A 23,504-nucleotide genomic window follows, 5' to 3' on the forward strand; every position below is an offset into this window, starting at 1 on the left:
TCCGTCTGACCATGAGCATCAGGGCCCCGTCCTGTAAACAGGGAGATTGGGCATGCCGACTGTGTTCTGGAGAGTGACCGCTGAGCGGGTGTCGGTGGCGCTTCCCTGAAGCGTCATAGTGACTTTGATCGCGGCAATGGTCTGGCGTTGAGCCGGAGTCAACCCTCCAGTCGGGGACGTCAGTTCGGTACCGTCCTTGAGCACGTAGGTGAAGAGGTAGGGCGCGCTGCCGCTCTGGGGCGCAACGGTGCCCGCCATAATGCGGGTGGAGCTGGACACCGTCGAGAAGGTGAAGAAGCCCGAACCGACCGGAGTCTCGATCGCGGGCCACTGTGTCTCGATCAGGCGGCGACTTGTGTCGAGAGACAGCTGGATCTTCACGGGCAGTTCCGCTGAAGACACCAGATTGACGTAGGCGTAGAGGGTGACGGACTCGCGCATCGCGGTCTCGAGGGCGGGCTGGTTGGCCGCACCCGAGACAGGGTTCTCCGTGCCTGCCCGGATCACACGAGAAACTTCGTTCATGCCGTTGGATGCCTCGCGTGTATTGCTGTTCAATGTTCTCGCCTGGGAAACTGTGCGCATCGTGCTCGAGTAGAGCCCGGAGACGATCACTCCAACTATGGCGAGCAGAAGCATCGCGACGAGCAGTTCGACGAGGCTGATCCCCTGATCGTCTCTGTTCAGCCGGTGCCGAATACGGGTGATCACGGTGCCACCACTCGCGGGTCCAAAGTGAGAACACCCGACAGGACGCTCGACGGAGGCGGCGCGCTCAGGCCAGAAGTAACGGCGGTCGTTTCGGCGCCGAGCGCTGTGCCGCTGGTGAGCCGCCAAGCACCGTAGGGCAAAGCGACCGTCACCGAGTTGCTATTGAGTTGGCCGAAGCTGTAATTCATGGTCCCGCCGCACCCTGCCGCACCGGTTCCCGGTGCATAAGCCTGGGAGACAGCTTTCAGGAACTTGCCGTTGAGCCCAGTCACCGTCACCAGACCCATCGGGACAGTTGCGGCGACGGGAACGCCGGGGAGAGTCGCTACGGCAGGCACCGCATGGCCCACTGCACCATCCGCCCGGGGCACGGTCCATTCGGCGGGATTCGGTGAAAGACAGCCCGGCAAGGTGGCGCTCGATGCAACGTACTTGCCGCTGAAGATCTGGTATCCAGAGGCAAACGGGTGGAGCTCGTAAACCTTGGACACCGCACTCGTCGTTGCCGTTCGGGTGTACAGCGGGTAGGTGCTCATGAAGGTCGTATCCAGGTTGGTCGGCAGAATTGCCGACCCTGCGGGGGCGTTGGACGCATACGTGACCGTGTACGCGCCGGAGCGGTCGTACTGGAAAGCCACGGATGCTGCGGCACCCGCACCAACCCCCACGAACGAGACCGGAGTGCTGACCTGGTTCACATCGACGGAGTTCGCCGCCGAGACTGTGACGTTGTAGTTGCCCGGGACGACCTTCAGGATGTAGCTGCAGCCTTGCGCATCGGTGGGGTCAGGGATTTCCGTCAGGGTGGCGGCTCCTGCAGCGGGGATGGCAGGAGCGGCGGACACGATCACGCCGGCCTTACCGGTGCCGGATGAGCCCCGGACTGAGACCAGGATGGTGCCCAGCGTTGGATCGTTGATGCGGGTGCCAGGGGCGATCACGGTATCGGCTCGGACCGGCAGGGTCGAGGCGCGCATGCCGTCCCAGGTGACGGAAACATTCACGCGTTTGTACTTCAGTTGTCCGCCTCCCGAACCGCAGGTGGCGTCGGCGCTGACCGACGTGACCCAGTTGGTCTGGCGGTGCAGGTGAAAAGTGGTGCCGTTGATGGTGGTGGTCTTGTCGGCGTCCACCAACGTGAAAAGGTCTTCCACCGCACGATTCAGGTCGATCTCTTGCGCAACCAGGTTGGCCGCTGCTTCACGGGAGCGGTTGTCGTTTCCCATCGACAGGGACAGGGTGAGTGCATACGCCACCGATACAGCGATCATGGCGAAGACCATCATGGCGACCATGATCTCGATGATGGTGACGCCGGAGTCCCGGTCCCTGGTTCCACCGAGGCGAGCATGAATCCTGCTCATGTGGCGGCCCTCTCGGCGTTAGTTCAACTACGGGTGTTGACCAGTGGGTGGGGTCCGCGGAACGCGGTACCCCACTCACTAGTTGGCGAATGTGCCTCGCCTAGCTCCGTGCGGTGCTACGGGGCGGTGCACGCAGTGGGGAGAGTTGCCGGCGCGACCACTTTCACGGCTCCGCCAGATTCAAGGGCGTAGAAGACCGAAGAACCGCTGCTGTTGCTCTTTCCCGCGACACAGAATGCACTTCCGGTGCCGGGCAGGTAGGTCAGCTTGGCGGTGTTGGCGCCCTTTGACGCGCCGGCGTTCAAAGCCGCGGTTGTCAGCGTGACGCCGGTGGCGTCGATCACGGAGGTCGCTGTGGGCAATGCGCCGGTGTTCGTCTGGAGGCTGACGATGGCGGTCTTGAGGTTCACAACGTCCGATTGAGCGGAGCTGTCCTTGGCGTTGTCCTGAACGCCCAGATACACCGGAATGGCGATGGCCGCCAGGATCCCGATGATGATTACGACCACTAGCAACTCGATCAGAGTGAAGCCCTTGTCGTTCGCGTCGGGGTCGTTGCGGCGGCGGTTGAGTGCGGCGAGGCTGCGAGAGAGCAAAGTGACTTCCATTCCATAGGTGAGATCGAACTGGCGGTCAGGGCCGCTCTGTTGTCATGTTATTGGGAGGATATTCCCAGCTACGACCCATGGACGAGGGGTATTTTATCCAGGTCGCACCCCATTTCTGGGGTCATGGCGAATGCTCCGAACCTCGCGCGGGCGCGACGGACGGCTGCTGCTCCTGTATGCAACGACAACGCCCGGCCCTCTACTTGATGACCGATGCGATGCTGAAGATAGGCAGATAGAGGGCGATGACCATGCCGCCGATCACGACGCCGAGGAAGGCGATCAGGATGGGCTCGATGGCAGAGGTGAGCTGCTCGGTTGTCGATTCGACCTCCTGGTCGTAAAAGTCGGCGATCTTGTTGAGCATGGTCTCCAACGAGCCGGCGTCCTCGCCCACAGCGATCATCTGCGTGACCATCGGCGGGAAAACGGGTTGCCTAATCAGGGGGCCCGCGATCGATTGTCCCTGTCTGACCGACTCGGCAACCTTGACCAAGGCATTCTCGATCACCCAGTTGCCCGAAGTCTCTCCCACGATCTTTAGGGCTTGGAGGATGGGGACGCCGGCGCCTATCATATTGGCGAAATTGCGGCTGAAACGGGCGACGGCGATCTTCTTGAGCAGGCTGCCGAACACCGGCAGTCTGAGCTTGACTGGGTCCACGGCCATACGCACTCGTGCAGAGTGCTTGTTCTTGCGCCACCAGAAGCCGAAAGCCACCCCGCCAACGACTAGAACAGGAACGACATAGACCATGGCATGGGAGAGATTGACGAGGATCATGGTGGGCACCGGGAGTCCGCTTCCGAGGCCCTTGAACATGTCCTCGAAGATCGGAACGATGAAAATCAGCATGATCAGCACCGAGACCAGGGACATGATCAGCACGATCACCGGGTAGGTCATCGCCGACTTGATGGTGCCGCGCAGCTTGACCTCTTTTTCAAAGTTCGCCGCGATCGACTCCAGCGCGCCATCGAGAAAACCGCCGGTTTCGCCGGCGCGAACCATGTTGATCATGATCGGCGGGAAAGACTCGCTGTGTTTGGCGAACGACTCGGAGATCGAGACCCCGGTCTCGACGTCGTCGCGCACTTGGGCGAGAATTCTCGCGAGCGGCTTGCTCTCGGTCTGCTCGGCCAGGATGTTGAGGGTGCGCAGCAGAGACAGCCCGGAGCCGATCATCGTGGCCATCTGCCGGCTCATGATGGCAAGGTCCTTGAGGCCGACACCGCGGCTGAAACCCGGGATCGAGATCTCCCGGTTGAGGCCGGTGCCCTCGGTCGCCTCCGTGATGGAAATCGGCGAGATGCCCATGGTGCCGAGTCGGGTCGCCACGGCACCCTCGCTCGGCGCATCAAGCTTGCCCTTGACCGTCTTGCCCGTGCTGTCACGGCCCGTATAAACCCAGGGCTGAACGGCTGACATCAGCGCTGCGGAATGGAGTACGTGTCGCCGTAGTCGACGCCGCCGCCGCCCATGTTATTCGACGACGCATCCGTGGGCGTCTCTGCCCGCTTGATGAGCTGGGTGAGGCTCTCGGTGTCGTGGGCCTTGTCCATGGCCGCCTGCCGGGTGATCTGGCCCGAGTCGACGAGGTCAGCGAGGTGCTGGTCCATGGTGTGCATGCCATCGGCACTGCCGGCCTGCATCATTGAGGTGATTTGGTGGGTTTTGCCCTCGCGGATGAGGTTGGCGATGGCCGGGGTAGTCACCAGGATCTCGGTGGCCACGACTCGGCCCTTATCGTTCGCCTTCTTGACCAAGGTCTGGCAGACGACGCCGCGCAGGGTGGCGGCAAGCTGGGTGCGAATCTGCCCCTGCTGGTGCGGCGGGAAGACGTCGATCATGCGGTCGATGGTCTGGGCTGCATCCTGGGTGTGCAGAGTGGCGAACACCAGATGGCCGGTTTCGGCCGCGGTCAGCGCCACCGAGATGGTCTCCAGGTCACGCAGTTCACCAATGAGGATGATGTCTGGGTCCTGCCGCAATACGTGTTTGAGGGCGGCGGCGAAGCTGTGCGTGTCGTGGCCGACCTCGCGCTGGTTCACCAGCGACTTCTTGTGCCGGTGCAGGAACTCGATCGGGTCTTCAACGGTCACGATGTGGTCGGGCCGCGTGCTGTTGGCCAGGTCGACCATGGCAGCCAACGTCGTCGACTTGCCGGAGCCGGTGGGGCCGGTGACCAGCACCAGGCCGCGCGGGAGCAGCGAAAAGCGGCCGACGGACTCGGGCACCCCCAGGGCCTTCAGCGGCTTGATCTCCCGGGGGATGAGTCGGAATGCGGCTCCGATCGAATTGCGCTGGTGGTAGAAGTTGACCCGGAATCGTGCGCCGGCAGCGGTGTAGGCGAAGTCGAGCTCGCGCTCCTCGTCAAAGCGCACCCGGTCGCCGATCGAGATGATGCTGTAGAGCGCGGCATTCACCTTGTCCTGCATCCAGACGGGCAGGCCGTCGATGGGGCGCAGGGCGCCGTCCATGCGCATGGTCGGCGGAGCTCCGACGGTGATGTGCAGGTCGGAGGCCTCCAGCTCGAGAACCAGGGTGAGCGCGTCGATCAGGTCGGGATCGGCCTGACGACCGTCGGGGCCGATGTGCGGCGGCGCAGGTGTGCGCACCGTTGCCACCGGAGCGGTCGGCTCCGCACGGATGGCGGCACGGCGCCCCGAAGGAACGTGCACCGACCCCGGCGTGTAGATACGTTCCCTCTGCGGCGGTGCATAGGCACTCACAATCGGCACCGTGACCGGTTCAACTGTGCCTAGCCGCACGGTGTCCACGGGGACGGCGATTGTTACGGGAGGCTCCGGTGAGATGACGTCGATCTGCACCGTGGCGTCATCGAGTTCGTCCTGCTGGGCAGCATCCGCTACGACGGCCGCGGCAATGATCTCGTCTTCGGCATCGGCTGCGATCGCATCCCACCACGACATGTTGTCGCCAGGCTGGCTCGCTGGAATCTCATAGATTGGCTTTTCCATGCTGGGTTCCCTTTCGGCACGCGCGAGCGCTATGCGACGACTCGCAAAATCTCTTCGATGGATGTCAGACCCATGCGGACCTTTTCCCAGCCGTCCTCACGGAGGGTAATCATTCCTTCGGCCCGGGCTGCCCTGCCGATGTCGGCGCTCGACGCCCGCTCAACGGCTAGCCGCTCGATGTTCTCAGACACGGTCATGACTTCGTGAACAGCAATCCGACCGCGGTAGCCGGTCTTCGAGCAGTTCTGGCAGCCGATCGGTTGGTACAGCACCGGTAGCGGCCGCAGTGGGTCGTATCCGAATCGCAAGTGGTTGAGCTGCTCGCTAGAGACCTCGGCCGGCTGCTTGCATCGGTCGCAAAGCCGACGCGCGAGTCGCTGGGCCACCACGCAGTCCAGAGCTGACCCGACGAGGAACGGTTCGATGCCCATTTCAGTGAGCCGGGTGATCGCACTGGGCGCGTCGTTGGTGTGCAGCGTTGACAGCACGAGGTGACCGGTCAGCGATGCCTCGATCGCGATCTGCGCAGTCTCGTGGTCCCGGATCTCACCGAGCAGAACCACATCCGGGTCGCTGCGCAGAATGGAACGCAACGCGCTGGCGAAAGTCAGGCCGGCCTTCACGTTCACCTGAACCTGGTTGATGTCTTTCATCCGGTACTCAACCGGGTCTTCCACGGTAATCACATTGATCTCGGGCCGAGCGACGGAGTGCAAGGTCGTGTAGAGCGTCGTCGATTTACCCGAACCGGTGGGGCCCGTGATCAGGATCATTCCGTACGGCTTGGTATACGACTTCTTGTACGCCTCGTAGTTGTACTCCAGCAGATTGAGGTCGTGAAGATCCATGGTCGTGCTCGAGTTGTCGAGGATTCTCATGACGATCTTCTCGCCCCACACGGTAGGCAGCGTGGCAACGCGCAGATCGATCTGACGGCCACCGTGACTTACAGACATCCGGCCGTCCTGCGGCTTGCGTCGTTCGGCGATATCGATGTCGCTCATGATCTTGAGTCGAGAGATGACACCGTTCTGGATGCTCTTGGGCGCGTGCTGCATCTCGTGCAGCACACCATCGATGCGATAGCGCACTCGGAGACTCTGCTCCCCCGGTTCGATGTGGATGTCCGAGGCTTTGTCTTGTATGGCCTGGCTGACGAGCAGGTTCACGAACCGTACGATGGGCGCGTCATCGTCCTGGGAGTCGGAGACTCCAAAGGACGTGCTCTCGACCGGAGCCTGCTCCTCTTCCATCGTGGTGGTGAGGTTGCTGAGTTCGTCGTCGGCGCGGTGGTAGCGCGCGATTGCGGCCAATAGGTCGCCGCGTTCGGCGACGACTGGGATGATGCGCATATGCGCAGCCTCGCGCATGTCGTCGATGGCGAAGACGTTGCCGGGGTCCACCATGGCGACCACGAGACGACCGGCCTCGATGGTGATGGGCAGCACCAGATGACGCCGGGACATAGCCGGGGTAACGAGGGAGACCGCCAGGCGGTCGACCGGGTACTCCATCAGTTCGACGAACGGCAGGCCGGCCTGTTCGGCGCGAGCCCTTGCAAACTGGATCTCAGTGATGACGCCGGAGTCGACCAGGGCACGTACCGCGGACTCGTCGGCCGGGTCGCCGGCCATTAGCTTATCGAGATGTTCGATTGGTAGCAGTCCGTGCAGGATGAGTATCTCGGTCAGGGTGGGCATGCGACCTTCCCCCTGGCTGCGTGTGGTGCGGACTCGGAAAAAGACGGGCTGACCGGGTCAGCGAGTACCGAGGCGTCTGTGGTGACAGCCCACGTTAGCGCCGTGGGTTCGGCTCAATACAGTCCCGAAACAGGGGGTGTTTGCGGCAGGTGCACGGGCGGGTCCTTGGTTCCAGAGACGGGTCACTGGGTCTCGACAAGCTCGACCAGCGGGAGACAAGCTCGACCAGCCGGGGCAGGGGCTCAGGCGTCGGGCCAGAGGGTGGTGATGATGTCGCGGGTATAACCGGACGGGCCGGCGTTGGTGTAACGGGTGGCGAGCCAGATACCGTCGCGCAGGAAGTGGGACTCGCCGACGAGGAGATCGCCGTAGTCGGTCTCGCTGGTGCATCGCAGCCCGTCGAGTTCCTCGTAGCAGTCGAATCCCAGTTCGGTGAGACGGTCGGTTACCGCTGTCGTCTGTTCCGGCGTGACCCATACCACGCTGGTATCGACGCCGCTGTCGCTGGGGCCGTCGGCATCCGCCCACCGGCAGGTGAGGTGCGCGGTGGAAGCAACGATGCCCACCAGTTGCGGGTCGTAGACGCCCACGCCCACATCGACAGCAGGCGCTGTGGTCCACTCCGGGTTCAGCACCAGGTCATCGAACTCCTCGACCATGTCGGTGCTGTAGATCTCGTCACAGGAGGTGGGCGTCGGGGTGCCCGGCGCGATGGTGGCCGTAGGCGTGGTCACCGGAGCCGGGGCCGGGGACTCGGTCGGCGCCGGCCGAGCACCCGGCTGATTCTCCGGGGCGTTGGCGCCCTGTGGCCTGAGGAGCACGGTGACCGCAGCGTAGACGACCAGCACCGTGACGATGCCACCCAGAATGAGCAGCGTCCATTCACGGCCGGGCGTCATGGTGGGTGTTCCTTGGGCGTGCATGCAGCCTCCCTGAGCGCGGTTCTCCCGGGGGAATCTGCGCTCAGCATAGCCCGGCCCGGCCTCAGGAGTCAGGCGGTTAGGCGCCGGCCCAGATCGTCGCCACCATGTCGTGGGTGTAGCCATCCGGGCCCGCGTTCACGTAGTGCGTGGCCAGCCAGATGCCGTCGCGCAGAAAGTGCGATTCACCGGCGAGACCGTCGCTGTCTGCGGCGGATTCGATGACGCAGCGGATGCCGCCGAGCTCCTCGTAGCAGTTCTGGCCGAGAGCGAGCAAGCGCTGGTGTGCCTGCTCGGACTGCTCGGCGGTGACGAAGACCACGTTCGTGGTGAGGCCACTGTCAGACCCGCCGCCTTCCGCGGCCCAGATGCAGGTGAGGTGGTCGGTGCTCTCAATGAGGGCGGTGAGGTCCGCATCGACGGTGCCGGCCTGAAGAACGTCGTCGTTGTCCACGGTCCACTCCGGGTTGAGGGTGCGGGTTTCACTGAACGTCGACAGCATGCCGGGGCTGTAGATCGAGTCGCAGGTGGTGGGGTGCGGGCCCGTCGGCACGGCCGGAGCGGCGCTGGCGACGGGGATCGGCTCGGCGGATGTCGACGGGGTAGGCCGGGTCGAGGTGGGGTCGCCGCCGGCGGTCGGAGTACCTGCTCCCCCGCGCCAGACGACCAGCACAATAATCAGGGCAACAACCAGCAGCCCACCGATTCCGGACAGGACAACCCAGAGCAGCCGGCGTGACGGCACGCCGGTCGGTGACGGTGCAGAGCTCATTGCGACCCCCTCGTAGATTTCCCCCAGACTATCGGGAAGGGATCTGGCTGACGGCGGGCCGCGCTGCGACCACGAGAATCCCTACTGGTCGGCCGACTTGCGGCGGATGCGGCGGATGACGAGAAGGCCCGCACCAACCACCACGAGAAGCACCCCTCCGGCGATGATCGGCCCGAGGCTGACACCGGTCTCCGCCAGATCGTTCGGGCCCGCTACCCGGATGGCGCTCCATCCGATCACAGTGCCCGCCGCGTTCGTCACCACCAGGCGGTGATCGCCGGCGGCGAGGGGGTCTGGTGTCACGACCCGGATGGTGCCGTCGGCTTGCACGATGTAGGAGCCGGCCGAGGTGGGGGTGGAGAAGAACCAGGCATACACGGTTTCGCCGGCGGCAACCCCGTTGACCTCGACCCGGGTGGTGACGCCGGGCGTGACCACGGCGGCCATCGAGAGCCCGCCCTGGGATGCCGGCGTGAGGGCTGCCTCTGCCGGAGCCGCCGGGGCTACGGGTGCGGCCGGGGCGGGCGGCGTGGCAGGGGCGGTCTCTTCGGGGACGGGCACCGGGGTGGGGGTGGGAGTTGCCGTCGGAGTGGGCGTAGGCGTCGGTGTGGGGGTCCCCGTCGGCGTGGGGGTCGGCGTCGGCGTGGAAGTCGGAGTCGGCGTGGGCGTCGGAGTGGGCGTGCCGGTCGGCTTGGGTGTGGGGGTGGGCGTGCCGGTCGGCTTGGGTGTGGGGGTGGGCGTCGGCGGCGCGGTGAAAGTGGGCGTCGGGGTCGGGCTCGGCGTTGGAGTCGCTGTGGGCGTCGGGGTCAGTGCCGTGGCGCTGTCAGCGTGCGCGGCCTGCGGAGAGAGCGCCACGAAGAAAAGGGCAACCAGGGCCATGGTCGCGATGACAAGAGCCCGCCCGGAGAAGCGAATCGGTGTTGACATCACACAACCCCCAGCCTGTAGCCGACGAGTTGGGTGCGAGCGCAGAGCATCTCGGGCACGCTCAGGATAACGACAGACCAGTTCGGGGGTCAAGCATCCGCTGTGCGCGATTTTGCGTTTCTGGCGGAGCGCTAGCCCTCCGGCCAGAGGTTGTTCACCATGTCGAGCGTGTATCCATCCGGGCCGGCATTGGAGTATTCGGTGGCCAACCAGATGCCGTCTCGCAGGAAGTGCGACTCGCCAAAATAACCCTCGTCGTTGGATCCCTCGGTGGTGCAGCGCAAACCACCCTCCTGTTCGGAGCAGCTGTCGCCGCGGTCCCGCAGATGATCTTCGACCGTAGCGCTGTCCGCGGCGTCCACCCACACCAGGGTGGTGGAAACCCCCGCTCCGGAGGGCCCCTCCGGCTTGGCCCACTGGCATAGGAGCGAGTCGTTGGCATCGATCACGCCCTCCAGCACCGGGTCGTCCTCGCCGATCTTCATGTCCAACTCCGGGTCGTCGAGCCAGGCCGGGTTGAGCACCATATCGCCGAAGGCGGCCACCATCTCGGGGCTGTACAGCTCGTCACAGGAGCCGGGTTGCGGTGTGCCCGGCGCGGCGGAACTGCCCGAGGCGGCGGGCGTGCCGGAGTTGGATGCGGTCGGCCCGGCAGGGGTGGGCGGAGCCGTCGCCGACGGGGTCGGCCGGGCTGCCTCGGTGGCGGCCGGGGTGGATGCGCCGCGCGCCCAGAGCACCCCGATGATGATGATGACCGCCAGCGCCAACAGGGCGGCGAGCACCCCGATGGTCACCCACAGCCGGCGATTCGCCGGAGGGGGTGCCGGTGAATGTGCAGCGCCCATGAGTGGATTCCTCGCGGTTAACGTCGAGGATAGTCCGATGGTTGCGGAGTGCTACGGGATGGGGTGCGGGGTCTCGACAAGCTCGACCAGCGGACGGGTTAACGGGGAATGGCCCCCTGCCGAAGCAGGGGGCCATCCGGGAATCACACTCGGTTAGTTGTACGTACCGGGGGTGAAGTCATCCGACGAGAAGCTGTCGAAGTCGACGAAGCTCAGGTCACCCTCGGTGAACGCTGCATCGTCAGTGAAGATGCGGTTCGGGTAACGCTCAGCCTTGGCTTCATCCGTTGCCTCGACGTTGACGTCGCGGTAGCGGGGAAGACCGGTGCCGGCCGGGATCAACTTACCGATGATCACGTTCTCCTTGAGGCCCATCAGCGGGTCGCTCTTGCCTTCCATGGCCGCCTGGGTCAGAACCCGGGTGGTCTCCTGGAAGGAAGCGGCCGACAGCCAGGACTCGGTTGCCAGTGAAGCCTTGGTGATACCCATGACTTCCTGACGAGCCGAAGCCGTCTTCTTGCCCTCGGTGAGCGCGGTGCGGTTGAGTTCGTTGTACTTCAACCGGTCAACGAGCTCGCCCGGCAGCAGGCCGGTGTCGCCGTGCTCCACAACAGTCACCTTGCGAAGCATCTGACGAACGATGACCTCGATGTGCTTGTCGTGAATCGGCACGCCCTGCGAACGGTAGACATCCTGCACGCCACCAACGAGGTGCTTCTGCACCGCGCGGACACCCTTGACTCGAAGAACTTCCTTCGGGTCGACGGCGCCGATGATGATCTGCGTGCCGAGCTCCACGTGCTGGCCATCCTCAACGAGGAGGGTCGCGCGCTTGAGCACCGGGTAGGCGATAGCTTCGTCACCGTTGTCGGGGGTCAGGATCACCTTGCGGCTACGGTCCGTGTCCTCAATGGTGATGCGGCCAGCAACGTCGACGATCGGCGATGCACCCTTGGGGGTACGTGCCTCGAAGAGCTCCTGCACCCGGGGCAGACCCTGGGTGATGTCGTCTGCGGATGCGGAACCACCGGTGTGGAAGGTACGCATGGTTAGCTGCGTGCCGGGCTCACCGATCGACTGTGCGGCGATGATGCCGACGGCCTCTCCGATGTCGACCAGCAGGCCGGTTGCGAGCGAACGGCCGTAGCAGACCGCACACACACCGACAGCCGATTCGCAGGTCAGAACCGAGCGAACCTTGATGTTCTCGACGCCGGCCAGAACCAGCTTCTCGATCATCACGTCACCGACGTCGTCACCGGCGTCAGCAACGACCTCGCCTGCGGCGTTGACCGCGGGGGCGGCCAGGCTGCGAGCGTAGACGGCGTTCTCCACGTTCGGGTGACGCGAGAGAACTCCCGCGGCATCCTTCGTGGCGATCGGCAGGTCGAGACCCTTGGTCGTGCCGCAATCGTCTTCGCGGATGATGACATCCTGCGAGACGTCGACGAGACGACGCGTGAGGTACCCGGAGTCTGCGGTACGCAGAGCGGTGTCGGCCAGACCCTTACGAGCACCGTGAGTAGCAATGAAGTACTCGGCGACGGACAGGCCTTCGCGGTAGCTCGAGATAATCGGGCGAGGGATGATCTCACCCTTCGGGTTGTTAACCAGACCACGCATACCGGCGATGTTTCGCACCTGCAGCCAGTTACCACGAGCACCAGAGGTGACCATCCGGTTGATCGTGTTGTCGGCCGGGAAGTTCGCCTGCATGGCCGCGGCAACGTCTTCGGTCGCCTTGGTCCAGATCTGGATGAGCTCCTGACGACGCTCGAGGTCGGTCGTGAGACCCTTCTCGAACTGCGTCTGGACCTTCGCGGCCATCTTCTCGTAGCCGGCAACGATCTGCGGCTTGTTCGGCGGCGTGAGGATGTCGCTGAGCGCGACGGTCACACCGGAACGGGTGGCCCAGTAGAAGCCGGCGTCCTTGATGCGGTCGAGCGTTGCCGCTACTTCCACCTTCGGGTACCGCTCTGCCAGGTCGTTGACGATTCCGCTCAAGCTGCCCTTGTCGGCGACCTGCTCGAAGTACGGGTAGTCGGTCGGCAGCGCCTCGTTGAAGATGGCGCGGCCCAGCGTGGTGTTCACCAGCACGGTTCCAACAGCCTGACCGTTGACCAGCTCGACACCTTCGGGCTGGGTGCCCTCGGTGAAGTACAGGTCGGCGATGCGGATGCGCACCTTGGCGTTGAGGTCGAGCGACTTCTGGTCGAAGGCCAGGATGGCCTCGGAGACAGAGGTGAACGCGCGGCCCTCGCCGGTGACGCCTTCCTTGAGCGTGGTCAGGTGGTGCAGACCGATGATCATGTCCTGCGTGGGCAGGGTCACCGGACGACCGTCAGACGGCTTCAGGATGTTGTTCGAGGCGAGCATCAGGATGCGCGCTTCGGCCTGGGCCTCCATCGACAGCGGCAGGTGCACAGCCATCTGGTCACCGTCGAAGTCGGCGTTGAACGCCGCACAGACGAGGGGGTGCAGCTGGATGGCCTTACCCTCCACGAGCTGAGGTTCGAAAGCCTGGATACCGAGGCGGTGCAGCGTGGGTGCACGGTTCAGCAGAACCGGGCGCTCACGGATGATCTCCTCGAGCACGTCCCAAACCTGCGGGCGTGAACGCTCGACCATGCGCTTGGCGGCCTTGATGTTCTGAGCGTGGCTCAGGTCGATCAGGCGCTTGATCACGAACGGCTTGAAGAGCTCCAGCGCCATCTGCTTGGGCAGACCACACTGGTGCAGCTTCAGCTGCGGCCCGACGATGATGACCGAACGGCCAGAGTAGTCAACGCGCTTACCGAGCAGGTTCTGGCGGAAACGACCCTGCTTACCCTTGAGCATGTCGCTCAGGGACTTGAGGGCGCGGTTACCGGTACCCGTGACGGGGCGGCCACGACGACCGTTGTCGAAGAGCGCGTCAACGGCCTCCTGCAGCATCCGCTTCTCGTTGTTCACGATGATCTCGGGGGCACCGAGGTCAAGCAGACGACGCAGACGGTTGTTGCGGTTGATCACACGACGGTAGAGGTCGTTGAGGTCAGAGGTCGCGAAGCGGCCACCGTCGAGCTGCACCATCGGGCGCAGTTCCGGCGGGATGACCGGCACGACGTCGAGCACCATCGCGGCCGGCGAGTTGCCGGTCATGATGAAGGCGTTGACGACGCGCAGACGCTTGATGGCGCGGATCTTCTTCTGACCCTTGCCCTCGGCGATCTGCAGGTGCAGGTTTTCGCTCTCGGTGACCAGGTCGAAGGCCTCGAGGCGCTTCTTGATGGCCTCGGCGCCCATGTAGGCCTCGAAGTACATGCCGAAGCGGTCCTGGAGCTCGTGGAAGACGGAGTCTTCCGGCTTCAGGTCGCCGACCTTGAGGGTGCGGAAGTCTTCCCACACACGCTCGAGGTGAGCGATCTGCTCGTCGGCCGACTTGCGGACCTGGGACATCTCCTTCTCGGCGGCGTCCTTGGTGCGCTTCTTCTGGTCGCTCTTGGCGCCTTCGGCCTCCAGTGCTGCGAGGTCGGTTTCGAGGCGCTGCAGGCGGTCAGCGATGCGGGAGTCGCGGCTGCCTTCGAGAGTCTTGATCTCGAGACGCAGTTCGTTCTCCAGCCCAGGCATGTCCTGGTGGCGACCGTCTTCGTCAACCTCGATGACCATGTAGGCAGCGAAGTAGATGACCTTTTCGAGGTCCTTCGGAGCCATGTCGAGCAGGTAACCGAGACGCGAGGGAACACCCTTGAAGTACCAGATGTGAGTAACCGGGGCGGCGAGCTCGATGTGGCCCATGCGCTCACGGCGCACCGACGACTTCGTGACCTCTACGCCACAGCGCTCACAAACGATGCCTTTGAAGCGCACTCGCTTGTACTTGCCGCACGAGCACTCCCAGTCGCGGGACGGTCCGAAGATCTGCTCTCCGAAGAGGCCATCCTTTTCGGGTTTCAGCGTGCGGTAGTTGATGGTTTCGGGCTTCTTGACCTCACCGTGCGACCAACGACGGATGTCGTCGGCGGTGGCCAGGCCAATGCGAAGCTCGTCAAATGTTGTTACGTCGAGCAATTTCTCTCCTTGGAAAGTTTTCGAGTATTCGTCAGTGGCCTGGTTTAGATGTCGTCGATTGACGACGACTCAAACCGGGTGGAAATGTTGATGCCCAGCTCCTCCGCTGCGCGGAAGACCTCGTCATCCGTGTCGCGCAGGCTGACTGCGGTTCCATCGGCCGAGAGCACCTCGACGTTCAGGCACAGCGACTGCATTTCCTTGATCAGAACCTTGAAGCTCTCGGGGATACCGGGTTCCTGAATGTTCTCGCCCTTGACGATGGCTTCGTACACCTTGACGCGGCCGAGGATGTCGTCCGACTTGATGGTCAGGAGTTCCTGCAGGGCGTAAGCGGCTCCATATGCTTCGAGCGCCCACACCTCCATCTCACCGAAACGCTGTCCACCGAACTGCGCCTTACCACCCAGCGGCTGCTGCGTGATCATGGAGTACGGACCCGTCGAGCGTGCGTGGATCTTGTCATCGACAAGGTGGTGCAGCTTCAGGATGTACATGTATCCGACCGCGATTGGCATCGGGTACGGCTCGCCGGAGCGGCCATCGAACAGCTGCGTCTTTCCGGTGGAGTCGATGAGGCGGTCGCCGTCGCGAGTCAGAGTCGTCGAGTCGAGCAGACCGGCGATTTCCTCCTCGAGCGCGCCGTCGAATACCGGGGTCGCGACCTTGGTGTTCGGGGCTGCGCTGTGAGCGGCCTCGGGCAGACGGCCGGCCCACTTGGGCTTGCCCTCAACCTGCCAGCCCTGCTTGGCGATCCAGCCGAGGTGGGTCTCCAGGACCTGGCCGAAGTTCATTCGACCGGGGATGCCCAGCGGGTTCAGGATGATGTCGACCGGGGTTCCGTCGGCGAGGAACGGCATGTCCTCGACCGGCAGGATCTTGGAGATGACACCCTTGTTGCCGTGACGACCGGCGAGCTTGTCACCCTCGGTGATCTTGCGCTTCTGGGCGATGAAGACCACAACGCGCTGGTTGACGCCCGAGCCGAGCTCGTCGTCGCCATCCTGCGAGTCGAAGACCTTGACACCGATGATGGTGCCACGCTCACCGTGGGGAACCTTCAGCGAGGTGTCGCGAACTTCGCGGCTCTTCTCGTTGAAGATCGCGCGCAGCAGGCGCTCCTCAGCGGAAAGCTCGGTCTCGCCCTTCGGCGTGACCTTGCCCACGAGGATGTCGCCGGGGCGAACCTCGGCACCGATGCGGATGATGCCGCGCTCGTCCAGGTCTGCAAGCAGATCCGGGGAGACGTTCGGCAGGTCGCGAGTGATCTCTTCCTTGCCCAACTTGGTGTCGCGCGCGTCAACTTCGTACTCTTCGATGTGAATCGAGGAGAGAACGTCGTCCTTCACCAGGTTCTGGCTCAGGATGATGGCGTCCTCGAAGTTGTGACCCTCCCATGACATGAATGCCACGAGGAGGTTCTTTCCGAGTGCGAGCTCGCCCTGGTCGGTAGCGGGACCATCGGCGATGACCTCGCCGGCCTCGATACGGTCGCCGGCGTTGACGATGACGCGGTGGTTGTAGCTGGTGCCCTGGTTGGAGCGGCTGAACTTGCGCAGGTAGTAGTCCTGCGTTCCGCCCTCGTCGAGCTGGATGGTGACGACATCAGCCGACACCTCCATGACCACACCGGACTTCTGTGCGGTGAGCACGTCGCCGGCGTCGATGGCCGCGAAGCCCTCCATACCGGTTCCGACCAGCGGGCTGTCGCTGAGCAGCAGCGGCACAGCCTGACGCTGCATGTTGGCACCCATGAGTGCGCGGTTAGCGTCGTCGTGCTCGAGGAAGGGGATGAGCGAGGTCGCGACCGACACCATCTGGCGCGGCGAGACATCCATGTAGCCGATGTCTTCTGCGGGGAAGAGGTCGACCTCTCCACCCTTCTTACGGGCCAGAACGCGGCCCTCAGCGAAGCGGGCTGCCTTGGTCAGCGGGGCGTTGGCCTGCGCGACGATGTACTCGTCTTCCTCACTTGCGGTGAGGTAGTCGATCGTCGTGGAGACGACACCGTCGATGACACGACGGTACGGGGTCTCGATGAAACCGAAGGCGTTGATCCGCGCGAAGGAGGCGAGCGAACCGATCAGCCCGATGTTCGGGCCTTCCGGGGTTTCAATCGGGCACATGCGGCCGTAGTGGGACGGGTGAACGTCTCGCACCTCGACGCCGGCACGGTCACGGGACAGACCACCCGGGCCCAGCGCGGACAGACGACGCTTGTGCGTCAGGCCGGCGAGCGGGTTGTTCTGGTCCATGAACTGCGACAGCTGGCTCGTACCGAAGAACTCCTTGATCGCGGCGACGACGGGGCGCACGTTGATCAGGGTCTGCGGGGTGATCGCTTCGATGTCCTGCGTGGTCATGCGCTCGCGAACGACGCGCTCCATGCGGGACAGGCCGGTGCGCACCTGGTTCTGGATGAGCTCGCCGACGGCGCGGATACGACGGTTACCGAAGTGGTCGATGTCGTCGATGTCGATGCGGATGTCGGTCTCGACACCGTCGCGCGTTCCACGGATCGTGGTCTGGTTGTCGTGCAGCGCAACCAGGTACTTGATCGTGGCCAGGATGTCCTGGAGCGTGAGGACGGAGTCGCTCAGCGGAGCCTCGAGGCCCAGCTTGCGGTTGATCTTGTAACGACCAACCTTGGCCAGGTCGTAGCGCTTGGAGTTGAAGAAGAAGTTGTCGAGCAGCGCACGCGCAGCCTCGGCAGCAACCTGTTCGCCCGGACGCAGCTTGCGGTAGATGTCCTTGAGGGCTTCTTCCTTGGTAAGGATGTTGTCCTTCTCAAGGGTGAGCTCGATGGACGCGAAGCCCTTGAATTCTTCGAGGATCTCTTCGGAGGTGAGGCCGAGAGCCTTGAGGAACACCGTGACGGACTGCTTGCGCTTGCGGTCGATGCGAACGCCGACCTGGTCGCGCTTGTCGATCTCGAATTCGAGCCAGGCACCACGGCTCGGGATGACACGGGCGGAGTAGATGTCCTTATCGGAGGTCTTCTCCTGTTCGCGGTTGAAGTACACACCGGGCGAACGCACCAGCTGCGACACGACGACACGCTCGGTGCCGTTGATCACGAAGGTGCCCTTGGGGGTCATCAGCGGGAAGTCGCCCATGAACACGGTCTGGGTCTTGATCTCACCGGTGAGGTGGTTCATGAACTCAGCGTTCACATACAGCGGTGCGGAATAGGTCTTGCCCTTTTCCTTGCACTCGTCGATGGTGTACTTCTCCGGCTCGAGCTCCGGGTTGGTGAAGGACAGCTGCATCGTTTCGCTGAGGTCTTCGATCGGAGAGATCTCCTCGAAGATCTCGTCGAGACCGGTGCGAGTCGGCAGGTCCTGTCGTCCGGCAGCCTGAGCCTCGGCGACGCGAGCCTTCCAGATGTCGTTTCCGACGAGCCAGTCGAAGCTCTCGGTCTGCAAAGCCAGCAGATCGGGAACGGTCAGGTTGTCGGTGATCTTTGCGAACGAAAGACGGCCAGCGGCTCGTCCGTTCTTGGGTGAATTGGTGGTTGCGTTGCGCGCAGCAGCCAAGGAAGTAACCTCCGTGGACCCCGTCAGGTCTAATCACTGTTAGTAATTTGGTATGGACTCCACAGATCCTTCAGCTGGGATGTCCATCCGTAGATATGAGGACATCCGGCGAAGAAATGTGCTGCAAGGTGGCTTGAGCACGCAAAGCCGACCGCAATATGAAGGCAGAGTTAAATCTGGGAGCGCAAAGGTCAACTATATGCCGTTGACGCGCTCGTGTCTACTGGAATGTTGACCTTCGTCAAATTCTCAGGTATAACCCGGTTTCGCGGGGCCGACTGGAGCGACGACGCTAGTGCGGGAGTTGCTCCATTCTGCACCATCCCGGCGGATGCTGCGTTCACGCCGCAAGCGTGTCGTTGCGGTGCGTTGATGATGCTGCGGTGGCGCGCACGGTTCCGCTCGCGAAAGCGGTTGTGTGGCTGCCTCCGGAGCGGGAAGCGACCATGGGACCGCACTCGCGAGATGTGGCGGGGTGACCGGGCTGTCAGACTGGGGGAATGAGCAGGGGCGAGCACGAACATCCGACGATCACGCTGAAACTGAGCGGTCACCAGGCCGTGATCGAGCCTGACCGCTTCACGCCGGGCAGCTACCAGCTGGTGGTCGACGGCACGCCGCAGTCGCACGTAAACATCGACAACCCAGACGAGTTGTTCTTCGAATACATCCAGCGCATCGGGCATGTCATCGACCTGATTGGCGACCCGGGCGAGCCGATCACGGCCGTACACCTGGGCGCCGGCGCGCTCACCCTCCCCCGCTATGTGGAGGCGACCCGGCCGGGATCCCGGCAGCAGGTGGTGGAGATCGAGAGCGACCTGATCGACTTCGTGCGCGCCGAACTGCCCTGGGACAAGCGGGCGAACCTGCGGGTGCGGCACGGTGACGCCCGCGAGGTGCTCGGCAAGCTGCCCGCCGGGCTGCACGGCTCGGTGGACCTCGTGGTGGTCGACATCTTCTCCGGCGCCCGCACCCCGGCGCACGTGACCAGCCGCGAGTTCTACGAGCTGGCCGCCCCGCTGCTGTCTCCGCGGGGCGTTCTGGCCGTGAATGTGGCGGATGGGCCGGGCCTCGCGTTCGCCCGCGGCCAGGCGGCCACGCTGTCGGCGGTATTCGGCAACGTTCTCGGACTCGCCGAGACGCAGGTGCTCAAGGGGCGCCGGTTCGGCAACATCGTCTTCGTGGCGTCACACGCGCCGCTCGACCTGCACTGGGTGCCGCGTCTCCTGGCCGGCGGCCCGCATCCGGCCAAGGTGATCGAGGGCGCAGAGCTCGCCCAGTTCATGTCGGCCGCGTCGGTGTCCACGGATGCGACGGCCACGCCGTCCCCGCTGCCCGGCCGCACGGTCTTCCAGATCGGCCACTAGGCCGGCTCCCGGCAACACGCCGGGCGGCGGAAACATCCAGCCGCACCTGGGCGAGAGGACGGCGGCGTTCGGGGCGGCAACGTCGCGGCACACCCCCGCAGACGGGTGGCCGGGCCGCGCGGCCGGGTTACTCTGGAAGGGAAACCCGACCTCACCCGCGGCACCCCTCGGCCGCCCTGTCAAGGACACCATCCTGACCATCATCACTGGCTACGACGCCGTTACCCTCCGGGAAAAAGTCGACCTCCCCGCCGCCGCCGAACGTCTCACCGACCTCGGCCTGCTGCGCAGCCTGTCTGCCCTCAACGAGAAGGTCACCCTGCTGCGACTGCTCGACCGCCTGGACGAGGCGTTCGAGATCGCCAACCAGGCGTTGCGCCAGGCCCGGTTCACCGGCGACCGGCAGGACTTCGTGCTGTGCCGCATCCGCCGTGCCCAGGTGATGCAGTTTCAGGGCAAGCTCGAGGATGCCGCGTCGGAGCTCACCCAGTGCGTGCTCGAGTCCGAGACCCACGAGTGGAACCTCACCGCCGCCTTCGCGCGGGAGACCCGCGGCAAGGTGCAGTTCGAGCAGGACGAGCTCGAGGGCGCGCTGACCGACTTCACCGCCGCGGTGTTCCTGCGGGAGAAGGCCGGGGCCTCGCCCGACGAGCTGGAGAGCGCCCTGATCGCCGTTGCCGTGGTGGAGTCCTTCATCGGCGAGCGCCGCACCACCCGCTGAGCCGCCTCCCTGGCATCAGCCGGCTGCGAATGTGGTCATTTCCGAGCGTTTCGTGGCATTCTGCAGGAGTTATGCAACACAAACGGATGTGGGGCGGCTGGGCTGCCGCGGGCCTGGTCGCGCTGCTCTGCGCCTGCTCGGCCGGCGCTCCCCGGCCCAGCGCCAGCACGAGCACCCCGGCGCAGCCCACGCCGGCGGCGACCGCGACGCCCACGGCTGCGCCAGCGCCGCCCGTGCCGGTGCGCCCGGTGGGAGACCCGGTGGTGATCGCTGAGGGGCTCGATGCGCCCTGGTCAGTGCTCCGGCTGCCGAGCGGCGCCACCGTGATCAGCGAACGGGACACCGCTCTCGTGCGGGAGCTACTGCCGGATGGCAGCCTGCGCGACGCCGGGACCGTCGCCGACGTCGTTCCGAACGGTGAAGGCGGGCTGCTCGGGTTGGCCTTCCTGCCGGCGAACGCCGAGGGCACCTTCGAGACGGCGACGGCTGTTCCCGCGGATCCCACGGCAGCCGAGGCCGATGCCGGCTGGGTCTACGCGTATTTCACCGCCGCATCCGAGAACCGCATTGTGCGGATGCCGCTCACCGGCAGCGCGGGCAGTCTCGGCCTGGGCGCGGCCGAGCCGGTGCTCAGCGGCATTCCCGCGGCCGGCAACCACAACGGCGGGCGGATCGCCTTTGGACCCGACGGCCTGCTCTACGCCACGGCCGGCGACGCGGGCAACTCCGCCAACGCGCAGGACCTCGGCTCGCTGGGCGGCAAGATTCTGCGGATAACACCCACCGGCGACGTGCCGGCCGACAACCCGTTCGGCACCCTGGTGTATTCCTACGGTCACCGCAATCCGCAGGGCATCGCCTGGGATTCCACCGGCCGGCTGTGGGCGAGCGAGTTCGGCCAGAACACCTGGGACGAGCTCAACCAGATCACCGCGGGCGGCAACTATGGCTGGCCCGAGGTGGAAGGCATCGGCGACACCGAGGGCTTCATCAACCCGGTGCAGCAGTGGTCCACCGACGACGCCAGCCCGAGCGGACTGGCGATCGTGAACGACACCCTGTTCCTGGCCAGCCTGCGCGGCGAGCGGCTCTGGCGCGTCGATCCCTCCACAGGCACGGTCGACGAGTGGTTTACCAACAGCTACGGCCGACTGCGCGATGTGCTGTCGGGCCCCGGTGGCACACTGTGGTTCGTGACGAACAATACGGATGGCCGTGGCAACCCCGCCCCCGGCGACGACCGCCTCTACCAGGTGCAGGTGGGGTCCTGATGGCCGACCTCATGCGGGTGCGGCGCTGGGCGGACGCGCTCATCACCCTGCACCTCGACCCCAGCTGGACATTCGACTTCGACAACGCGAAGAAGCGTGCCGGCCTCTGCAACTTCACCATCAAGCGCATCACGGTGTCGCGGTACCTCGCCGCCCGGTACGGCGACGACGAGATCCACCAGATCCTGCTGCACGAGGTGGCGCACGCCCTGGCGGGCGCTAGGGCGGGGCACGGCCCGGCCTGGCGCAGTGTGGCCGCCGGCCTCGGCTATGACGGCAAGCGCACCCACGACGGCGAGATCGCCGACGACCTCGCACCCTGGGTGGGCACCTGCGCCGCCGGGCACACCCACTACCGGTACCGGCAGCCCACTCGTCCCCTGGCCTGCGGGCTGTGCGGCCGCGGCTTCACCGCCGCCCACGTGATCACCTGGACCCGGCGCGAGATCACCCCGGCCGCCCGGCGCCAGGCCGCCGCCAAAGCGCGCTGACGGCGGGACGCCGGGACGCCGGGGCTTGCCCGTCCGACACGCGCTCGTGCGTGCGCGCAACTGTTGCCCGAGCGGACAATTGTGGCCGAACCGGGCGCAGAAGTCCGCACGGGGAACAGTTGGGCGCGCGGCTTGGTGCGGCGCGGCGCGAGTCCGCCTGTTCTCGAGGCGGCTACTCGATGACCTGGAGGTCCTTCCAGAAGGCGACGTAGCCGCTGTAGTCCTGGCCGACCCGGTCGAAGGAGCTCGGCGTGGGCGCGGGGTAGCTGAACGCGCCGTCGGTGACGCTCGAGGTGCCGTCGCTCACGGTGAAGTACTGAGCTTCGCCCTTCCACGAGCAGGTGTACGGCGTGTCGGTCGGGGTGAGGAACCCCTCGGCGATGCTCGACGGCGGGAAGTACCAGTTGCCCTCGATCTTGATCAGGTCTTCTAGGGGTGCTTCGGCCACGGTCGTGCCGTTGAGAACTGCCTTCATGCTGGCTCCTTCATCGGATGGTGCGGGTCAGCGCAGGCAAGGCAGGCGCATGCCCGGGTGCAACGCGCACCTGGCCGACCGCATTCCCGCGACCACCACTATGGGTTGCCCAATTCGCCCAACCCCAGCACTAGTCGAAACGGGCCGCTCATCGCACGCCGGGCACGCCGGGTCGGCTTCAGGCGGGGAAGACGAACTCGGAGACGACCGCCACCTCGGGAGTGGAGGCATCCGGTGCCGGGGCGAGAGCGGCGGCTACGGCGGTCGCCCGGTCAGTGGCGGCGAGGGCCTGTCCGGTCTCCGACGCCTTGACCAGGTGCTTCACCGCGCGCTTGAGGCCCACGAAGCTGGCGGCTGCGGCGGCGGCCTCTGGTGAGCAGTGGTCGATGCCGCGTTCGGCGAGCGCGTCGATCACGGCGCCGGCCGCCAGCTGGTCCTCCATGGCGAAGCGGATGGTTCCGTCGGCGCGACGCTCCCCCACCGCGATGACCGCCACCGAGAACCTGTCGCCCTTCTCGGTCTGCCGGGCGAGTGCCCAGTCGGCCACGAGGGCACTGCCGGCGAGGTCGGCCGTGATGACCGTGTGAGCCGAGAGCGGCGTGGGCAGGCCGAGAGCGGCATCCACCGCGGGAAGGGCATCGGCGAGCACGATCACATCGGCATCGGCGGCGAGGGCCTGGAAGCCGGCGAGCCCCCAGTCGAATCGGACCTGGTACTTGATCTGGGGCTGCACGTCGCTCACCCGTTCAGATTACCGGGCA

The 23,504-nt window shown here is 65.0% G+C and carries 18 protein-coding genes; 4 read left to right on the forward strand and 14 right to left on the reverse strand.

Annotation, left to right across the window (positions count from 1 at the left end; translation table 11 throughout):
• Positions 1-18: 18 nt before the first annotated feature.
• The 12 genes from CTB96_RS19185 to rpoB form a co-directional block, all read right to left on the reverse strand.
• Positions 19-711, reverse strand: a complete 693-nt coding sequence (locus CTB96_RS19185) for a PulJ/GspJ family protein (protein ID WP_181397343.1) — start codon at positions 709-711, stop codon at positions 19-21.
• Positions 708-2,075 carry a type IV pilus modification PilV family protein gene (locus CTB96_RS19190; protein ID WP_110128353.1) on the reverse strand — a complete coding sequence of 456 codons (1,368 nt, stop codon included), beginning with the start codon at positions 2,073-2,075 and terminating at the stop codon, positions 708-710. The genes CTB96_RS19185 and CTB96_RS19190 overlap by 4 nt, the downstream gene beginning before the upstream one ends.
• 116 nt (positions 2,076-2,191) lie before the next feature.
• A complete protein-coding gene (locus tag CTB96_RS19195; protein WP_248283457.1) occupies positions 2,192-2,671 on the reverse strand; it encodes a type II secretion system protein in 480 nt (159 codons plus the stop codon).
• A 211-nt stretch (positions 2,672-2,882) separates the two neighbouring features.
• On the reverse strand, positions 2,883-4,112 hold the full coding sequence (locus CTB96_RS19200) for a type II secretion system F family protein (RefSeq protein WP_181397344.1): 1,230 nt from the start codon (positions 4,110-4,112) through the stop codon (positions 2,883-2,885).
• A complete protein-coding gene (locus tag CTB96_RS19205) occupies positions 4,112-5,665 on the reverse strand; it encodes a type IV pilus twitching motility protein PilT (protein ID WP_248283458.1) in 1,554 nt (517 codons plus the stop codon). The genes CTB96_RS19200 and CTB96_RS19205 overlap by 1 nt, the downstream gene beginning before the upstream one ends.
• A gap of 29 nt (positions 5,666-5,694) precedes the next feature.
• A complete protein-coding gene (locus CTB96_RS19210; protein ID WP_110128355.1) occupies positions 5,695-7,365 on the reverse strand; it encodes a GspE/PulE family protein in 1,671 nt (556 codons plus the stop codon).
• Between the two features lie 242 nt (positions 7,366-7,607).
• Entirely contained in the window at positions 7,608-8,264 is a 657-nt protein-coding gene (locus CTB96_RS19215; RefSeq protein ID WP_110128356.1) for a hypothetical protein, read from the reverse strand.
• 100 nt (positions 8,265-8,364) lie between these two features.
• The gene (locus tag CTB96_RS19220) at positions 8,365-9,057 is read right to left on the reverse strand and encodes a hypothetical protein (protein ID WP_110128357.1); all 693 of its coding nucleotides are present in this window, start codon (positions 9,055-9,057) and stop codon (positions 8,365-8,367) included.
• Between the two features lie 81 nt (positions 9,058-9,138).
• Positions 9,139-9,984, reverse strand: a complete 846-nt coding sequence (locus CTB96_RS20640) for a hypothetical protein (protein WP_181397345.1) — start codon at positions 9,982-9,984, stop codon at positions 9,139-9,141.
• Between the two features lie 131 nt (positions 9,985-10,115).
• Positions 10,116-10,829 carry a hypothetical protein gene (locus CTB96_RS19230; protein WP_146215866.1) on the reverse strand — a complete coding sequence of 238 codons (714 nt, stop codon included), beginning with the start codon at positions 10,827-10,829 and terminating at the stop codon, positions 10,116-10,118.
• Positions 10,830-10,982: 153 nt separating this feature from the next.
• Complete coding sequence (locus tag CTB96_RS19235; RefSeq protein WP_110128359.1) at positions 10,983-14,879, reverse strand: DNA-directed RNA polymerase subunit beta'; 3,897 nt, start codon at positions 14,877-14,879, stop codon at positions 10,983-10,985.
• A gap of 44 nt (positions 14,880-14,923) precedes the next feature.
• Positions 14,924-18,415, reverse strand: coding sequence for a DNA-directed RNA polymerase subunit beta (gene rpoB / locus CTB96_RS19240; protein ID WP_066597748.1), 3,492 nt, complete (start codon positions 18,413-18,415; stop codon positions 14,924-14,926).
• A 500-nt stretch (positions 18,416-18,915) separates the two neighbouring features.
• Between rpoB and CTB96_RS19245 the strand changes: the two genes are divergently transcribed.
• The 4 genes from CTB96_RS19245 to CTB96_RS19260 all read left to right on the forward strand — a co-directional run bounded on the left by CTB96_RS19245 (position 18,916) and on the right by CTB96_RS19260 (position 22,268).
• Positions 18,916-19,785 carry a spermidine synthase gene (locus CTB96_RS19245; protein WP_110128360.1) on the forward strand — a complete coding sequence of 290 codons (870 nt, stop codon included), beginning with the start codon at positions 18,916-18,918 and terminating at the stop codon, positions 19,783-19,785.
• Positions 19,727-20,506: a hypothetical protein gene (locus tag CTB96_RS20880; RefSeq protein ID WP_248283459.1), complete on the forward strand. Its 780-nt coding sequence runs from the start codon at positions 19,727-19,729 to the stop codon at positions 20,504-20,506. The genes CTB96_RS19245 and CTB96_RS20880 overlap by 59 nt, the downstream gene beginning before the upstream one ends.
• Positions 20,507-20,577: 71 nt before the next feature.
• The gene (locus CTB96_RS19255; RefSeq protein ID WP_248283460.1) at positions 20,578-21,777 is read left to right on the forward strand and encodes a PQQ-dependent sugar dehydrogenase; all 1,200 of its coding nucleotides are present in this window, start codon (positions 20,578-20,580) and stop codon (positions 21,775-21,777) included.
• Positions 21,777-22,268 (forward strand): SprT-like domain-containing protein, encoded by a 492-nt coding sequence (locus tag CTB96_RS19260; RefSeq protein ID WP_110128362.1) that lies wholly within the window; start codon positions 21,777-21,779, stop codon positions 22,266-22,268. Before CTB96_RS19255 ends, CTB96_RS19260 begins: the two co-directional genes overlap by 1 nt.
• Before the next feature lie 172 nt (positions 22,269-22,440).
• Here the strand turns inward: CTB96_RS19260 and CTB96_RS19265 are convergent, their stop codons facing one another.
• A complete protein-coding gene (locus CTB96_RS19265; protein WP_110128363.1) occupies positions 22,441-22,743 on the reverse strand; it encodes a DUF427 domain-containing protein in 303 nt (100 codons plus the stop codon).
• Between the two features lie 178 nt (positions 22,744-22,921).
• The gene (locus CTB96_RS19270; protein ID WP_110128364.1) at positions 22,922-23,485 is read right to left on the reverse strand and encodes a hypothetical protein; all 564 of its coding nucleotides are present in this window, start codon (positions 23,483-23,485) and stop codon (positions 22,922-22,924) included.
• Positions 23,486-23,504: the final 19 nt, after the last annotated feature.

This window comes from Cryobacterium arcticum (genome assembly GCF_003185895.1).
GTDB lineage: Bacteria > Actinomycetota > Actinomycetes > Actinomycetales > Microbacteriaceae > Cryobacterium > Cryobacterium arcticum.

Excerpts from the sequence above, each read along its gene's own strand:
- CTB96_RS19190 (WP_110128353.1), bottom strand. The coding sequence starts at position 2,075 with ATGAGCAGGATTCATGCTCGCCTCGGTGGAACCAGGGACCGGGACTCC.
- CTB96_RS19200 (WP_181397344.1), bottom strand. The coding sequence starts at position 4,112 with ATGTCAGCCGTTCAGCCCTGGGTTTATACGGGCCGTGACAGCACGGGC.
- CTB96_RS19205 (WP_248283458.1), bottom strand. The coding sequence starts at position 5,665 with ATGGAAAAGCCAATCTATGAGATTCCAGCGAGCCAGCCTGGCGACAAC.
- CTB96_RS19210 (WP_110128355.1), bottom strand. The coding sequence starts at position 7,365 with ATGCCCACCCTGACCGAGATACTCATCCTGCACGGACTGCTACCAATC.
- CTB96_RS19215 (WP_110128356.1), bottom strand. The coding sequence starts at position 8,264 with ATGACGCCCGGCCGTGAATGGACGCTGCTCATTCTGGGTGGCATCGTC.
- CTB96_RS19220 (WP_110128357.1), bottom strand. The coding sequence starts at position 9,057 with ATGAGCTCTGCACCGTCACCGACCGGCGTGCCGTCACGCCGGCTGCTC.
- CTB96_RS20640 (WP_181397345.1), bottom strand. The coding sequence starts at position 9,984 with ATGTCAACACCGATTCGCTTCTCCGGGCGGGCTCTTGTCATCGCGACC.
- CTB96_RS19230 (WP_146215866.1), bottom strand. The coding sequence starts at position 10,829 with ATGGGCGCTGCACATTCACCGGCACCCCCTCCGGCGAATCGCCGGCTG.
- CTB96_RS19245 (WP_110128360.1), top strand. The coding sequence starts at position 18,916 with ATGAGCAGGGGCGAGCACGAACATCCGACGATCACGCTGAAACTGAGC.
- CTB96_RS20880 (WP_248283459.1), top strand. The coding sequence starts at position 19,727 with ATGCGACGGCCACGCCGTCCCCGCTGCCCGGCCGCACGGTCTTCCAGA.
- CTB96_RS19255 (WP_248283460.1), top strand. The coding sequence starts at position 20,578 with ATGCAACACAAACGGATGTGGGGCGGCTGGGCTGCCGCGGGCCTGGTC.
- CTB96_RS19260 (WP_110128362.1), top strand. The coding sequence starts at position 21,777 with ATGGCCGACCTCATGCGGGTGCGGCGCTGGGCGGACGCGCTCATCACC.
- CTB96_RS19265 (WP_110128363.1), bottom strand. The coding sequence starts at position 22,743 with ATGAAGGCAGTTCTCAACGGCACGACCGTGGCCGAAGCACCCCTAGAA.